The 15,363-nt window shown below is 46.4% G+C and carries 11 protein-coding genes; all 11 read left to right on the top strand.

Going from position 1 to position 15,363, the window contains the following annotated elements; translation table 11 throughout:
- Window positions 1-138 precede the first annotated feature (138 nt).
- Complete coding sequence (locus P397_RS17355) at window positions 139-2,340, top strand: glycoside hydrolase family 3 N-terminal domain-containing protein (protein ID WP_051524008.1); 2,202 nt, start codon at window positions 139-141, stop codon at window positions 2,338-2,340.
- The gene (locus tag P397_RS17350; RefSeq protein ID WP_051524007.1) at window positions 2,300-5,521 is read left to right on the top strand and encodes a GH36-type glycosyl hydrolase domain-containing protein; all 3,222 of its coding nucleotides are present in this window, start codon (window positions 2,300-2,302) and stop codon (window positions 5,519-5,521) included. The genes P397_RS17355 and P397_RS17350 overlap by 41 nt, the downstream gene beginning before the upstream one ends.
- 34 nt (window positions 5,522-5,555) lie before the next feature.
- Window positions 5,556-7,091 carry an alpha-amylase family glycosyl hydrolase gene (locus tag P397_RS0110775; RefSeq protein ID WP_028106546.1) on the top strand — a complete coding sequence of 512 codons (1,536 nt, stop codon included), beginning with the start codon at window positions 5,556-5,558 and terminating at the stop codon, window positions 7,089-7,091.
- Window positions 7,092-7,108: 17 nt separating this feature from the next.
- Window positions 7,109-8,074: a LacI family DNA-binding transcriptional regulator gene (locus P397_RS0110770; RefSeq protein ID WP_028106545.1), complete on the top strand. Its 966-nt coding sequence runs from the start codon at window positions 7,109-7,111 to the stop codon at window positions 8,072-8,074.
- 154 nt (window positions 8,075-8,228) lie between these two features.
- Window positions 8,229-9,467 (top strand): sugar ABC transporter substrate-binding protein, encoded by a 1,239-nt coding sequence (locus P397_RS0110765; protein WP_028106544.1) that lies wholly within the window; start codon window positions 8,229-8,231, stop codon window positions 9,465-9,467.
- Window positions 9,468-9,518: 51 nt separating this feature from the next.
- On the top strand, window positions 9,519-10,406 hold the full coding sequence (locus P397_RS0110760; RefSeq protein WP_028106543.1) for a carbohydrate ABC transporter permease: 888 nt from the start codon (window positions 9,519-9,521) through the stop codon (window positions 10,404-10,406).
- A 12-nt stretch (window positions 10,407-10,418) separates the two neighbouring features.
- Entirely contained in the window at window positions 10,419-11,312 is an 894-nt protein-coding gene (locus P397_RS0110755) for a carbohydrate ABC transporter permease (protein WP_081776981.1), read from the top strand.
- 244 nt (window positions 11,313-11,556) lie between these two features.
- Window positions 11,557-12,474 carry a daunorubicin resistance protein DrrA family ABC transporter ATP-binding protein gene (locus P397_RS0110750; RefSeq protein ID WP_028106541.1) on the top strand — a complete coding sequence of 306 codons (918 nt, stop codon included), beginning with the start codon at window positions 11,557-11,559 and terminating at the stop codon, window positions 12,472-12,474.
- A gap of 1 nt (window position 12,475) precedes the next feature.
- Entirely contained in the window at window positions 12,476-13,243 is a 768-nt protein-coding gene (locus P397_RS0110745; protein ID WP_028106540.1) for an ABC transporter permease, read from the top strand.
- A gap of 115 nt (window positions 13,244-13,358) precedes the next feature.
- Window positions 13,359-14,132 (top strand): hypothetical protein, encoded by a 774-nt coding sequence (locus P397_RS0110740; protein WP_028106539.1) that lies wholly within the window; start codon window positions 13,359-13,361, stop codon window positions 14,130-14,132.
- Window positions 14,129-15,358 carry a glycosyltransferase gene (locus P397_RS0110735; protein ID WP_028106538.1) on the top strand — a complete coding sequence of 410 codons (1,230 nt, stop codon included), beginning with the start codon at window positions 14,129-14,131 and terminating at the stop codon, window positions 15,356-15,358. The genes P397_RS0110740 and P397_RS0110735 overlap by 4 nt, the downstream gene beginning before the upstream one ends.
- The last annotated feature ends 5 nt before the right edge of the window (window positions 15,359-15,363 follow it).

Genomic DNA, 15,363 nt, shown 5'->3' with positions numbered 1-15,363 from the left:
TTTTGTAAGAACAATTAAGTAATCTTTCGAAACGTTTCGATAAAAAGGTTGCACCTCTTAATGTAAGCGCTTATAATTTTAAATAACAGGTGAAACGTTTCGACAAAATAACAATTTTTCTAAAAAGGGCGGGATGAGATGAACGTGGAACATTTAATCAAGCAGATGACGCTTCAAGAAAAAATCGGACAGTTGATTCAAATTTTACCGTCCGTATATAGCGACGATCATGAAGATGTCATCACTGGACCGGTCGCGCAATTGATGAAAGAAAGTGGTATCACAAGCGAAAATCGATGGGAGATTGGTTCGGTCATCGGGATAAACAATGCTGCGCAAGCACGTTACATCCAATCCCAATACTTAGAACACAATCGATTACAAATTCCTTTACTATTCATGGCAGATATCATTCATGGTCATCGGACAATCTATCCCGTGCCTCTTGCGATGGCTTCGTCCTGGGACATAGAGGCGATTGAACAAATGGCAAGACAATCGGCATTCGAAGCAACGGTTTCCGGATTACATGTCACCTTTTCACCAATGGCTGACTTGACACGTGATGCTCGATGGGGTCGCGTTATGGAAGCGACAGGCGAAGACGTTTGGCTGAACGGAGAAATGGCAGCGGCATTCGTCCGAGGGTATCAAGGAACGGATTTAAAAAATGAAGGAACCCTCGCAGCATGTGTCAAACACTTTGCTGCTTATGGTGCCCCTGAAGGCGGACGTGATTACAATACGGTTGATATGTCCGACCGCGAGTTACGGGAATTTTATTTGCCGGCCTACAAACGTGCGTTGGACGAAGGTGCCAAAATGGTCATGACAAGCTTCAACGTCGTAGACGGTATTCCAGCGACTGTCAGTACCTATCTGCTACGGGACATTCTCCGGAAAGAATGGGCGTTTGACGGTGTGACGATATCGGATTGGTCGTCGATCAAAGAAGTCATCTTTCATGGTGTGGCAGAATCCTTGGCGGACGCAGGTCGATTGGCGATGGAGGCAGGTGTCGATATCGATATGATGTCAGGTGCATACCTCAATCACTTAGAAGAAGCGATTGAACAAAAGAGAATCTCAGTCGGTAAGTTGGATGAAGCTGTTTTACGCATTTTAAGATTAAAAGATGAACTCGGCTTATTTGAGCATCCATACCGGGGAATCGAGACGATGACGGAGCAAGCGGTCCATCTCGCACCAGAACATCGTGCTCATGCTCGGGAATTGGCTGAAAAGAGTATTGTTTTATTGAAAAATGAGGATATTTTGCCGCTTTCGAATCAAAAGATTGCTTTGATTGGACCTTTTATCACCTCGACTGATGTTCTTGGTCCTTGGGCCGGAAGTGGGAAAACGGAAGAAGCTATTCCGTTGATAGAAGCATTTCGGGAGAAGGGGATACCGTTCTCGTATAGTCCGGGTTCTGGTGTAGAAGAGGAAGTCGATTGGGAGGCGGCAGTCGAAACGGCACGGCAAGCAGAGGTGATCGTCCTCGCATTAGGTGAAGCTTCTTGGATGAGCGGTGAAGCGGGCAGCAAAACGGATATTCGTTTGCCGAAGACACAAGTGGATGGATTACGAAAATTAGCTGCGTTAAATATTCCAATCGTTACAGTACTCTTTAATGGACGTCCACTTGATTTACGTAAAGTCGAGCGTTATTCTACGGCCATTCTCGAAGCATGGTATCCGGGAACGGAAACAGGACATGCGGTCTACAATCTCTTGTATGGTCATCAATCGCCCTCTGCCAAGCTGACGATGTCATTCCCGCATCACGTCGGTCAAATGCCGCTTCGTTATGATGCCTTGCGGACAGGACGCCCGGCAGATATTGAAAATGCAGATATGCGTTACACGAGCAAATATTTAGATGCACCAAACGAAGCGTTGTTCCCGTTCGGTTTTGGAATGAGTTATGCGCAGTTTGACTATGAGCAACTAACCTTGTCACATCATGATTGTGGGCACGGGGATATCACCGCTACCGTTAAAGTGAGCAATACGAGTACGGTGGAAGGTGATGAAATCATCCAATGGTACATTCAGGATCAGGTAGCGAAGGTGTCGCGTCCAGTCAAACAGTTAAAAGGGTTTAATCGAGTGACGATTGCACCGGGGACGAGCATCGAGGTCGAGTTGACAATCAGTTTGGATATGCTAGCTTATCTGCATCCGGACGGAAGCCACAGTGCAGACGACGGATACTTCACGCTGTTTGTCGGACCAAGCAGCACGGAAGGCTTATCTGCTGAATTTGCATTAAATCGAGTCGTAAAGGAGATTCAACATGAACATGATGACGAAAAAACTTCAACTTCAGCAAGGTGAAACGTTGGTCACGCTGACTCCGTTCGGAGATATCCAACAACTTAAATACGGTCAATTGATGATCAATCAGCTGATTCATCATCCGTTGGACGGTTCCTTGATGAACTTTTATGTCCGCTTCAATGGCGGCGAAGCACTGCCGTTACTCGGAATCGCTTCACCCAGCACGTTTGAATTGTCGGACTCCCACATTCGTTGGTCCGGAAATCATGGCGATTTCACTTACACGGTGACTGCACTTGTACACTCGGACGGACTTCGGTTTGATCTATCGTTTGACGGTGAGGGACGGTATGACGTGACGTATGTGCAGGATCTCGGTCTCGCCGATGAGGCGGGTGTCAGAACGAATGAAGCTTATATGGCACAGTACATCGACTATGCTAAATACGATTCGGTTCTTTTAGCACGGCAAAATCAACAACAGTCAACGGGGTTCCCAGGTGTTCTGATGGCGTGTTCTGAAGACATTGCAGAGTATGCGACAGACGGATTCGATGTCTACGGAACGGACTACCGAAAGACGAATCGTCCGGAAGGGTTAAATGGACGACTGGCGTCCCGCATTTACCAGTATGAGTTTGCCTTACCGACCATCCGGACGAGAGAAATCGATCTGTCTGAAACGGACACATTATGGTTTGAACTGCGGATTGCTCCGCATCTTGAAGAAGCATTATCTGAAGACACAATCGGATCCATGCCGGAGCTTGGAACGAAACCTTCAGCAGGATGGGAAAAGATAACCCGGCCGTTCGCCCGGACTCAAAACATCACATTGAGCGGTGAGCCGGTATCTGAGGACCGTTTACATGAGTTGTATCCCGACCGTCAGTTGGAAGAGTACGTGGACGGACAGTTGTTGTCATTCTTTACGCCGGATGGAGGACACGTTGTCTTGCAGGAGAAGGAACTGCTGGTAGAACGAAGCCACGGGAACATTTTATTGACTGCCGGTAGTCTGATGCCTGCTGCGCCCAAACTCGCGACGACGGTCTTCATGAACGGGGTCTTCAATTCACATATCGTCTGGGGTAATACCAACTACAACAAATGGATGACGAATATTCGTAATCCCTTGAATATCCCGAAAACTTCCGGCCAGCGAATTTATGTCGAATATGAAGGAACCAATCATTTGTTGACACTTCCCTCACTGTTTGAAATGGGGATGCAGGAGGCAGTATGGCATTATTTCATCGGTTCCGAGACCATCACGGTACGGACGGTGATCGGTGCTGAATCTCCGGTGATTCAATTGTCAATCAACAGTACACAGCCGCTTCGATTCAAGGTGAGTCAACAGATTGCGATGCACACTCAGGAATATGTAGTGCCGTTTCAAATGCAGCAACAGGACAAACGTCTGCTGTTTTCGGCTGATCCCGATGCGGACAGTTCGGCACACTTGCCGGATTTGACGTATACGATCGAAGCCGATCAACAGTTTACGATCCGACAATCATCAGACGGTTTTGACCGGGGTTTCGAGGATGATTTGATCTGGATGCAATTTGATGAAACGAACATATTGACACTTCGCCTTGGTGTGGGGAAAGACCGGCTTGTCTTCGAAGAACAAGAGGAAAAGCGATTGTATGACGTCTGGATGAACCGTTACCGAAACGGTCTGCATTTTGAAAGCAAAGCCGATAAATGGCAGGCGATGGACATGCAGGTGCGATGGTATGTACAAAATATGCGAATTCATTATCAATCACCACATGGGTTGGAACAGTATGGTGGTGCAGCTTGGGGGACGCGTGATGTCTCGCAAGGTCCAATGGAATTTTTGTTGGCAACGGGTCATTTTGAGGAAGCCCGTGCGCTCGTATTGACGATCTTTTCACATCAGTTTGAAGCAGGGGACTGGCCGCAATGGTTTATGTTCGATGAATACGAAGGGATTCAGCAGGAAGACAGTCACGGGGATATCATTGTCTGGCCGCTTAAAGCTGTCTCCGATTACTTGATTCGAACAAACGACCTCTCCTGTTTGGAAGAAATCATTCCGTTTCGTAACAAAACAGGTGAGGTCGTCAGCGAGAAGTCATTGGTACATCATATCGAACAGGCGATTCAGAAAATCGAGGACGATTTTGTAGGAGATTCCGTGTTTTCAGCTTACGGTGGAGGCGACTGGGACGACACGTTGCAACCGGCGGATGAGGAATTGAAACGCAATCTGATCAGTACATGGACGGTCGCCCTGACCTATCAGATGATGGATCAACTGTCGAGTGCGCTCTCAAGCATACAGCCGCTCAGTTTGAAATTGAAACGACTCAGTGCAGAAATCAAACGCCAATTCGAAAAAGAGATGATTCTTGATGACGTGATACCGGGTTTTCTTCATGTGACGGATCAAGGCTACCAACCGATGATTCATCCGTCCGATGAGACTCTCCGGATGAAGTATCGACTCCTGCCCATGACACGGAGTATTATCAGTGAACTGGTTTCAAAAGAGCAGGCGAATCAAAACATGACACTGATTGCCGAACACCTGAAGTTTCCGGATGGCGTTCGTTTGATGGATAAGCCGGCTGCATATCGCGGCGGCGTCAGTCATCATTTTATGCGGGCGGAACAAGCTGCCAATTTCGGACGGGAAATCGGTCTTCAGTATGTCCACGCGCATATCCGATATATCGAAGCATTAACAAAACTCGGTCGGTCGGCTGAGACGGTCACTGCACTTGAAGTGATTAATCCGGTTTCGATGACTGCCGTCCCAAATGCAGCTTTACGACAACGAAATGCGTATTTCAGCAGTTCAGACGGAGACTTTAAGACCCGTTACGAAGCTCAAGACCAGTTTGATCGTTTAAAAGAAGGCAGTGTTGCTGTCAAGGGAGGCTGGCGCATTTACTCCAGCGGTCCAGGTATCTGGTTTAATCAATTACTGTCACATGTCTTAGGTATTCGTATACATGAAGACGAATTGGAATTTGATCCCGTTGTCTCGGAGCCGGTCGAGTTTTCGCTGCATCTCTTCGGAACACCTTATCAGATTCAACTTAAACAAGGGAAGTCGTTTTCCATTGCATGTAACGGACAAGAATTGACCGGAACGTCCATATTGAACCCTTACCGGACATCCGGACGCCGTGTCTCGCGAGAAGAACTGGAACAGACGACCGGGGACATCAACCGAATCATCATTACAGTGGAGGGATGACGCAATGCGTCTTCCCTTTTTTAGGAGGCGAATCATGAAAACACATATTCAAAATAAGATTATCTATCACATCTATCCCAAAAGTTTTCAAGATTCCAATGACGACGGCATCGGTGATTTGAACGGGATTCGCAGTCGGTTGGATTATTTGTCCTGGTTAGGGGTGGACCTCATCTGGCTCGGTCCTGTCTATCGTTCACCGGGTTTTGATAACGGGTATGATATCAGCGACTATTATGATATTGATCCGATTTTCGGAACTCGTGCAGACATGACGTCCTTATTGAAAGACGCGAAAGCACGGCAGATAGGTGTCATGATGGATATCGTTGCGAACCACACTTCCCATACACATGAGTGGTTTAAAGCATCTGAACTGGATCCGTCCGGTCCATACGGAGAGTATTATATTTGGCGGGACAAGCCGAATGCGATGAACTCATTTTTTGGAGGCAGTGCCTGGACATATTCTCCGATCCGTAAACAATACTACTTTCATTCCTTTGCACCGGAACAACCGGACTTGAACTGGGGACAGGAACAAATGGGGAAAGAATTGGCCGACGTCCTTTCATATTGGGTCAAGCAGGGCGTCAAGGGGTTTCGATTCGATGTGATCGATTTAATCGGAAAAAATGTCGACACTTTGGAGTGGTTTTGTTTCGATAAAGTAAAAGCCGGTTTGAAGACGCTGCTGTCGCGTGTCGATTCATCCGGATTGGTGCTGGTCGGTGAAGCAGGTGCTTTAAACGCCGGACAAATCATCGAACTTCAACAGGCATCTCTGCTGGATATGGTCTTTAATTTTGAGGTGACGGCGTTAGATGAACAGACGGGGAGAGGAAAATGGGAGCTGGCTCCGTTTTCCAGACGACGCTTCAAAGACACACTGATCAGCTGGCAGGAACGGTTGCAGGACGGTGGATGGAACAGCTTGTTTTGGAATAACCACGATCAACCACGCGCAATTTCCCGTTGGTACGCTGACAGTCTGGAGGCCGCAGCGATGCTGGCGGTCCTCCAGTTCGGACTGAGGGGAACGCCTTTCATTTACCAAGGTGACGAGATCGGGATGACGAACGAATTGATTCAACTGGAGGATTATAAGGATATCGAGACATTAAACTACTTGAAAACATCTGATAATCTGGAAGGTGTCCGGATGAAAGGACGCGATCATGCCCGGATTCCGATGGCATGGACAAGTGGATCATCTGGATTTTCTAAATCCGAACCCTGGTTAAGAGCAGTGAAAATAGAAAGCGGAAGAACCGTAGAAAATCAGCAACAAGACAAAAGCAGTTTGTTGTTCCTGTATCGTCAATTGATTGGATTGCGAAAAACCTATCCCGTCCTGATGAAAGGGCGGTTTTGCATGATGGAAACGAATGAACGTCTTCTTTGTTTTCGACGAACTGATCCCACGGAACGGGCAGTGACGGTTCTAGTGAATCTGACGGATCAGGAAGTAGAACATCCCTTTGAAATCGAGCGTATACTTTGTGCGACGCACGAGCAACCATCATCAGTTTTAAGACCGTATGAAGCGGTCATATGCTATACTTTTTGAAGAAGGAAGTGATGAAAATGACAGGGATAAAAGATATCGCCAAGGCGGCAGGGGTCTCAATTTCAACTGTTTCATACGCACTTAATGGCAGTACGAAAGTAACGGAGAAGACGAGACAACGAATCGTTCAAATCGCCAATGAGCTTAACTATATTCCGAACGCAGCGGCAAGGACGCTCAAGACGCGGAAAACACATATCATCGGTGCATTTCTAGGGGATTACTCGGGATCATTTTATGGAGAATTGTTAAAAGGAATCAACTTGGAATTATCAAACACAGGTTACGAACTAATCGTCTGCAATGGTCCGGAATCCCATCGACTCATGACGGAGCGGATTGTGGATGGAGGGATTATTTTAGGACATCGTTTCACGGAAGAACAAATTATGAGTTTTGCCGACCGAGGGCACCCGCTGACATTACTTGATCGGGAAATCATCCATCCGAATATCAGTTGCGTTCTCTTGAATAATGCGATGGGAATGGAGCAGGAGATGGAAGCAATCGTAGCGACACGACCAAATCACATTCATTTGTTGAACGGTCCCGTCGGAAACCATGATGCAATCGAGCGGCGTGAAATCGTCATGACCCGTGCATTACAGGCTGGAATCACCGTCATGGAATGGGACGGCAACTTCACTAAACGTTCGGGCATTCGGGCGACAAGTGATTTGTTGGAAGACTTGAAAGATGGCGATGCCATCGTCTGTCTCAATGATGACATGGCGCTTGGTGTATATGATGTACTACAAAACACGTCATTTCGTATCGGGCAGGATGTTTCATTGGCAGGATTCGACAAACTGGAGATTACGAACTATACACACCCGAAAATCGCGAGTGTCAGTTATTCTAAATTGGAGTGGGGACAAAAAGCAGCTCATTCACTCATGCGACTGATCGATGCAAAAGAAAACGGCATCGAAAAAATCGACTCAAAATTCATTGTGGCTGAATCTGTTTGTCAAAGAAAATAAAATTTTAATTACCTATTGTAAGCGTATACATTAATGATTATAATGTTTATAGAAACGTTTAACCTGTTTTTTTGCAGAAAGACATTTGTATAAACATTATTTTTTTGATATTTAATCGAAACGTTTCGATTAAATGAAGAAAGGGAGGAAACAAATGATGAAAAAAGTGGGAATCGCTGTAGCTGTCAGTACGTTGGCATTATCAGGTATGTTGGCAGGGTGTTCATCGGGATCTGAAGAAGATGAAAAAACATTGACTGTCTGGGCAATGGGGGAAGAAGGAAAAGCATTGCCTAAATTGGTCAAAGAGTATGAACAGGCAAACAAAGGGGTTACGGTCAAAGTTCAAGCTATTCCTTGGGATACAGCACATGATAAGTTACTGACAGCGGTCGCCTCTAAAAACGGACCGGATGTCGTCCAGATGGGAACGTCATGGATGCCAGAATTTGTTGAAGCGGGTGCACTGGCGGATATGAAGGACTACGTCAAAAAATATCCGGAACTTGCGGAAGATAAATTCTACAAAGGCTCGTTCGATACAGTCAACTTGAAAGGTAGCGTCTATGGAACACCATGGTATACCGATACACGTGTGCTCTATTATCGGAAAGATACATTAGAAAAGGCCGGTTATAAAGAAGCACCGAAAACGTGGGAAGAACTGGAGGCAGTCTCGGCTAAATTATCGGAACGTAAAGGTGACGATATGTATGGAATCACACTCGATACGAATGATCAAATGCTGTCCTTCATGTTTGCCCGTCAAAACGGATCTGAACTGCTGACGGATGAGAACAAACCGTTGTTCAATCAGCCGGAATTCGTGGAGAGTGCGGACTATCTATCAAACTACTTTAAAGAAGGATATGCGCCAATCGACTTCGGAATGGACATCGTGCAGGCCTTTGGCGCGAAGGAGCCGAACGTTCCGATGTTCATCAGCGGACCATGGATGATTAACATCATCAATGAGCAAATGCCGGGTATTGAGAAGCAGTGGGGAACTGCTGTTTTACCTGCCAAAGAAAATAACATTTCGTTTTTAGGCGGCGCCAACCTCAGTATTTTCGAAAGCAGCAAGAAAAAAGATCAAGCTGCCAAATTTATTTCTTACATGAGTCAACCTGAAACACAAACGAAGTGGATGGAGATGACGAAATCATTGCCGTCGACAAAAGAAGCATGGAAAAATGAGACGTTACAAAATGATGAAAAGTTGAAAACGTTTGGCGAACAAATGGAAAACGCTCAGCCGATGCCGTTGATCAGTTCGTGGGAAAAAGTATCACAAACCTATCTGCAGAGTTTTGAGAAGATGTATCGAGGCAAGGCAAAGGTCGAAGACGAGGTAAATGTATTCCAGAAAAAGGCTGAAACCATCCTCAAGTAATCAAAACAAGGGGATGCTTATCCCCTCTTGTTTTGTGAAAGGAGTCACTTCATGAGACGTTTGCTGAACGATCGCGCGCCCTATCTACTAATCGCTCCGACGGTTTTATTATTACTTTTATTTTCGATTACGCCGTTGTTCGTCGCCTTTGTCATGAGTTTTACGAATATGGATTTAGCGGGTATCGCCAATTTCGCTAATGTTGATTGGATTGGAATGACGAACTATCTGGAAATTTTCAAAGATGAAGTATTCCTTCAAGCCTTATCAAATACAGTCGTCTACGTTGTGATCGGTGTACCGCTTGTGATTGCCTTGTCCTTATCAATTGCGATCGCAATCAACTTTGGTAGAGGAAAGGTCTTTGAATGGTTCCGGGTGGTTTTCTATATGCCTTCAATTACGAATGTCGTTGCTGTCGCCGTCGTATGGGGCTTTTTATTTAATCCCCAGTATGGGTTGTTTAACTTTATTCTGAACACGGTCGGTTTGCCGGATGTTCCTTGGCTTCAGGATCCGTTCGTCGCGAAGTTATCATTGATCTTGCTTGCACTTTGGCGTGCGGTTGGGATCAACATGATCATCTTCTTGGCTGCTCTGCAAGGGATTCCGCGTACTTATTATGAAGCTGCAGCATTGGACGGGGCAAATACATTTCAACAGATGTTTAAAATCACGATTCCGTTGCTTCGGTATGCGATCTTCTTCGTAACCGTCACGACCTTGATTGGCTGGATTCAATTTTTTGAAGAACCGTTCATCATGACGGAAGGTGGTCCCTTAAATTCGACGACTTCCCTTGCACTGTTCATTTATCAGAACGGGTTCCAGCTGAGTAATTTTGGATACGCAGCGGCCGGGTCTGTGGTGCTGTTCGTTCTGATCATTACTGTGACGTTGATTCAATTTAGAGTGCAAAAGAATGAGAATCCATATTAAGGAGGGACCGTCATGATTCCAAAAGAAAAACCGGTTGCGGTTAACGTAAAACCGGAACGATTTTCTCCGATTCCGAAAGTAAGGATAGGAAAAAAACGTAATCGTCCGCAATGGTTACTGGGACTGGTGTTAACCTTACTTGGTCTATGTTTCATGTTACCGTTTTTCTGGATGGTCATCTCTTCAGTCAAGACAGATGCTGAAATTTTAGCTCTCCCCTTGACGATCTGGCCAGATCAAATCACGTTTGAACATTACGTGAACCTGTTTGTAAATTTAAACTTCCTGACCTATTTAAAAAATACAATCCTGATTGTTGTTGCGTCGTTTTTTGGTTTATTGCTGACTGCGATGGCCGGCTATGCATTTGCTAAATTTACGTTTAAAGGCAGCAAAGTCCTGTTTATCGGTGTTCTGGCGACAATGATGATTCCGGGACAAGTGACGATGATTCCGGTCTATTTGATGTTAAACCAGATGGGATTGACGAATACGATGACCGGAATCGTCTTGCCGGGATTAGTCGGCGCGTTCGGAGTATTTTTGTTCCGGCAGTTCATGACGACGATACCGGATGAACTTTTGGAGGCATCCCGCCTCGACGGAGCCAGTGAATTTCGGATTTTCTTCTCAATCATTTTACCGATGTCGAAACCAATCTTGGCTGTTCAAGGTATTTTGACATTCATTGGTGCTTGGAACAGTTTCCTTTGGCCGCTTATCATCGCGAATGATGAATCGTTGTACACATTGTCAGTTGGTCTTGCGTTGTTACAAGGACAGCATGGTGGGAACTATGGACTGCAAATGGCCGGAGCAACATTCATGGTCGTACCGATCATTATCATCTTCATGATCTTCCAAAAATACATCATTGAAGGATACAATATTTCAGGAATGAAATAATTGGTGCACTTAAACAGCAGGGAGTTGTTAATCAAATGACAGGCGGGGGCGAATTAAAATCGCTCTCGTCTTTTTTATATACGCTTTAAACACGGTAGTAAAAAAGTATGGCAGTTTCGACAGAACTAGAGACCAACCATTGTGTCAGCTCCTTTTGGATTGTTCGCATATCCTAACCTCAAAGCGGGAAAAGATAGAAGAAAAATACGTTCAGCAAACTCTATAGCCGAAAGGACGGATGACCGTGATTGAAGTAGAGCAGTTGACGAAGGAGTACAACGGGAAAAAGGTAGTCGACCAGATTTCGTTTCACGTGAAAAAAGGGGAGATTTTTGCGTTTCTGGGACCGAACGGAGCCGGGAAGTCGACGACGGTTCAAATGCTGACGACATTGATTGCCGTCTCGTCCGGTCACGCGACGATTAATCAATACGATATCGAACGCGATCAAAAAAACGTCCGGCTTCAAATCGGGGTCGCCCTGCAGGAAACGGGCATCGATAATGATTTGACGGGGCAGGAGTTGCTGGTACTGCAAGGAAAGTTGTTTGGTTTCTCTCAAGAGAAAGCAGTCGAACGAGCGCATGAATTATTGGAGCTTGTTGGTTTAGCAGCAGACGGCAAACGCCGGTCCGGGACGTATTCCGGCGGGATGAAGCGGCGGCTTGACTTGGCACTGACGCTTGTTCACCAACCGACCGTCCTGTTTTTGGATGAACCGACGACCGGTCTTGATCCGGCAAGCCGGTTACAGATTTGGACAGAAGTCCGCCGTTTAAACGAAGAATACGGGACGACGATTTTTTTGACGACACAGTACTTGGAAGAAGCGGATCAGCTGGCTGACCGGATCGCGATCATCAATGACGGCAAGTTGATTGCCGAAGGAACAGCGGCAGAACTGAAAGCGATGAACGGAGCCGAACGGATTGAGGTTGTCCTCGAAGACCAATCCGCCAGCGAAGCGTTTCGAGCGGCGTTTTCAGGACGGATCGAAAAAGAAATCGTTCTTCTGCCGTCAGCGGGAACAGAGACGCTCAAACAAGTCGTCCGCTATTTGGACGACCATCATCTGACAGCACGCTCGCTTGTCGTCAAACAACCGTCACTCGATGATGTCTTTATTCAGTTGACCGGTCAAGCGTACAAGGAGGACAAGTGACATGTGGCGGGAAACTTTGATTTTGACCAAACGCAGTTTACTGGTAACGTTACGAAATCCGTTCTCATTCATCCCGAATTTAATCATCAGCGTTTTCTTCCTGCTTGTTTATACAAGCGGGTTGTCGGGCATCTCGAGTCTGCCCCAGTTCGGTGGCGTCGATTACTTGAACTTCATCTTGCCGGTATCAATCGTCTCGGGTGCAGTTGGAGGAGCCGGTGGAGCCGGGCAGGCGCTCGTCAAAGATATCGAAAGCGGCTATTTTGCGCGGTTGCTGTTGACACCGGTTTCCCGGACAGCCATCGTCCTCGGACCGATGCTTGCCGGGATGTTGCAACTGTTTGTCCAGACGTTGCTGATCTTCGGCATGGGCTTTTTACTCGGGCTGTCGATTCCAGCCGGCAGTGCCGGATTTTTCCTGACGATTGTCCTCGCACTTGGTTTTGGTCTCGCCTTTGCCGGTTATTCGGTCGGGGTAGCCCTGAAAACCCGGAATGCCCAAGCAGCGCAAGCCGGTACATTGCTGTTTTTCCCGCTGATTTTCTTGTCGACGACGTTCGTCCCGAAAGAGTTGATCGAGGCGGAATGGTTAAAAATCGCAGCGACACTCAATCCGACGACGTACATCATGGAAGGCATGCGGGCCGTTTTGTTGCGTGAGACGATTGACTGGAGTGTCTATACGCAAGGGGTGCTTGTCGCGGCCGTTCTCAGTCTTGCGATGGTCGTGTTTGCGGCGCTTAATGCCAGAGGTGCCCTTAAAAAATGAATGGATAATTCATGCACTATTTTTTCCAATAAAGTTTAAAGAAGTCAGTTAATGGACATTCGAATCTGGGAACTATAAAATAATAGGAATCTACAGAAACGAATGGGGGAGTAGAATGAGGCGTTATAACGGTTCTTTATTCTTATTGCTGGTGCTTTTTGGTGCCGCAGGATATGGTCTTTTCTTATTGGAGCGATCGGCACCCACACCATCCGTGTTTATCCTCCTTCCATTATTATTGGTCATGACGTTTTTAAACGGACGGAAAAACTTTTTACTTCTGATTGCCTATACACTCGGACTTGGATTTTTTTATCTCATCTTGTCCTGGTACACCGACGCTTCGAATGAGGCTCAGCTTCTGTACATCGAGCAACATTTGCTTGCTTCATTGCTGATTTTCTTATATTGGTTGCTGTTGCGGCATCTGCGGTCCGTTTTCGAAGAAAATCAGTATTTAACAGAACGTGTCCGGACGTTGGAAGGGTATTCTGAAACACCTCAGTTATTAAGTTACAGCGAATTTTTGGACCGGACGGACTTTTTGATGGCCGGTGCCAAACGGCGTAATGAAACCAATTACTTGATTCATTTACGGTTAAAACCGGCGGTACTCAATAAAAAAAGTATCATGCAACTTTTGACGGTTGCCGGTCTTCGTGTCTTCCGGGCGCATTATGACGTCATGTCGCAACGGAACAAATTTGAATTCCTGATTTTCCTCCAAAATACGGATACGGCGGGAGCGAACATTGCATGTGAACGCTTTTTAGGCGAAGTGCGTGCTCAGATGACATCGATTCATTACCCCTTTGATATTGAAGTGTTACCGGTCAAACAGTCAGTCGAAGCCACGGTCCGTCATCAGGATGAGGAGGTCGTGCGATGAACCTCATCTTGAACGGAATCATGGCAATCTTTTGGCTGATGTTACTTTATTACTCGTTCTTGACGATTGCAGGAATCATCGATCGTTATGCGAAGCAAAAGCGACCGGAGCTTGAAACCTATCCGTCCGTCGCCATTCTGATTCCGGCACACAATGAAGGTGTCGTCATGCAACAGACGTTAGAGGCGATGATGGCAATCGAATACCCGGGTCAACTGGACGTCTTTTTGTTGGACGATCAATCGCAGGATGATACGAAACAGATTGCCCGTGAATTTACGACATTGTTCAGCCGGATTCATTACATTCAAGTGCCGAAAGGTGAGCCGATTGGCAAATCCCGTGTCTTGAACTACGGATTAACCATTACGGATTCGGAGTATTTTTTGATCTATGATGCCGACAATCAGCCGAAACCGGATGCGGTGACGAAACTCGTTGAACAAGCGGTCACTACAAAAAACGCATGTGGAGCGGTAGGCGTCGTCAAAACGATTAATGCCGAAACGAATACGTTGACGCGGATGATTGCAATTGAATTCCAAGTGTTCCAACTCATCATGCAGAGCGGGCGCTGGCGGGCCTTTAAGACAGGTTCGTTGGCTGGAACCAATATGTTGTTGAAGCGCAGCGTGATTGAAGAACTGGGGGGATATGATCCTTACGCATTAGCAGAGGACGCGGAGTTGACGATGCGGGTGACGGCACTCGGCTATACCTTGCCGGTCGTCTATACGGCGGAGACGTGGGAGCAGGAGCCGGAGTCGATGAAAGTTTACATGAAACAGCGGACCCGGTGGATGCTCGGTAATATCTACTTGTTGGAAAAAGCGTTTCTGACCCGTGATTTTTGGCGGGGGCGGACGCTGGTCCATTCACTTCAGCACATCATGACCTATCTGTTGTTCATCTTCTTGCTGCTGATTTCTGACATCGTCTTGATCTTAGGGTTGTTTGGTTATGCGTTTGATGAGGCGACGACCCCGTTGATCATGTTCTGGTTCATGACGTATCTCGTTTATACGATTCAAATATTAGCCGCGCAGGAACTTGAAAAAACAGCGACTCCGAGGAACGTCTTGATTGGACTGATCATGTATTTCACCTATGCCCAGCTGTTCGTCATCCTGCTGTTCCGTGGTATGTTTGCCTACATGAAAAGTAAAATTCGGAAGGAAACCATCGTTTGGGACAAAACCAAACGGGTTAAAATCGAGCAACCATGAAAAAA

It is taken from the genome of Exiguobacterium undae DSM 14481 (assembly GCF_000620805.1).
GTDB lineage: Bacteria > Bacillota > Bacilli > Exiguobacteriales > Exiguobacteriaceae > Exiguobacterium_A > Exiguobacterium_A undae.
This window is presented reverse-complemented; position numbering and strand designations above follow the sequence as displayed.

Coding starts and splice junctions, on each gene's coding strand:
- P397_RS0110740 (WP_028106539.1), top strand. CDS start 13,359: ATGAGGCGTTATAACGGTTCTTTATTCTTATTGCTGGTGCTTTTTGGT.
- P397_RS0110775 (WP_028106546.1), top strand. CDS start 5,556: ATGAAAACACATATTCAAAATAAGATTATCTATCACATCTATCCCAAA.
- P397_RS0110735 (WP_028106538.1), top strand. CDS start 14,129: ATGAACCTCATCTTGAACGGAATCATGGCAATCTTTTGGCTGATGTTA.
- P397_RS0110745 (WP_028106540.1), top strand. CDS start 12,476: ATGTGGCGGGAAACTTTGATTTTGACCAAACGCAGTTTACTGGTAACG.
- P397_RS0110765 (WP_028106544.1), top strand. CDS start 8,229: ATGATGAAAAAAGTGGGAATCGCTGTAGCTGTCAGTACGTTGGCATTA.
- P397_RS17355 (WP_051524008.1), top strand. CDS start 139: ATGAACGTGGAACATTTAATCAAGCAGATGACGCTTCAAGAAAAAATC.
- P397_RS0110760 (WP_028106543.1), top strand. CDS start 9,519: ATGAGACGTTTGCTGAACGATCGCGCGCCCTATCTACTAATCGCTCCG.
- P397_RS17350 (WP_051524007.1), top strand. CDS start 2,300: ATGAACATGATGACGAAAAAACTTCAACTTCAGCAAGGTGAAACGTTG.
- P397_RS0110770 (WP_028106545.1), top strand. CDS start 7,109: ATGACAGGGATAAAAGATATCGCCAAGGCGGCAGGGGTCTCAATTTCA.
- P397_RS0110755 (WP_081776981.1), top strand. CDS start 10,419: ATGATTCCAAAAGAAAAACCGGTTGCGGTTAACGTAAAACCGGAACGA.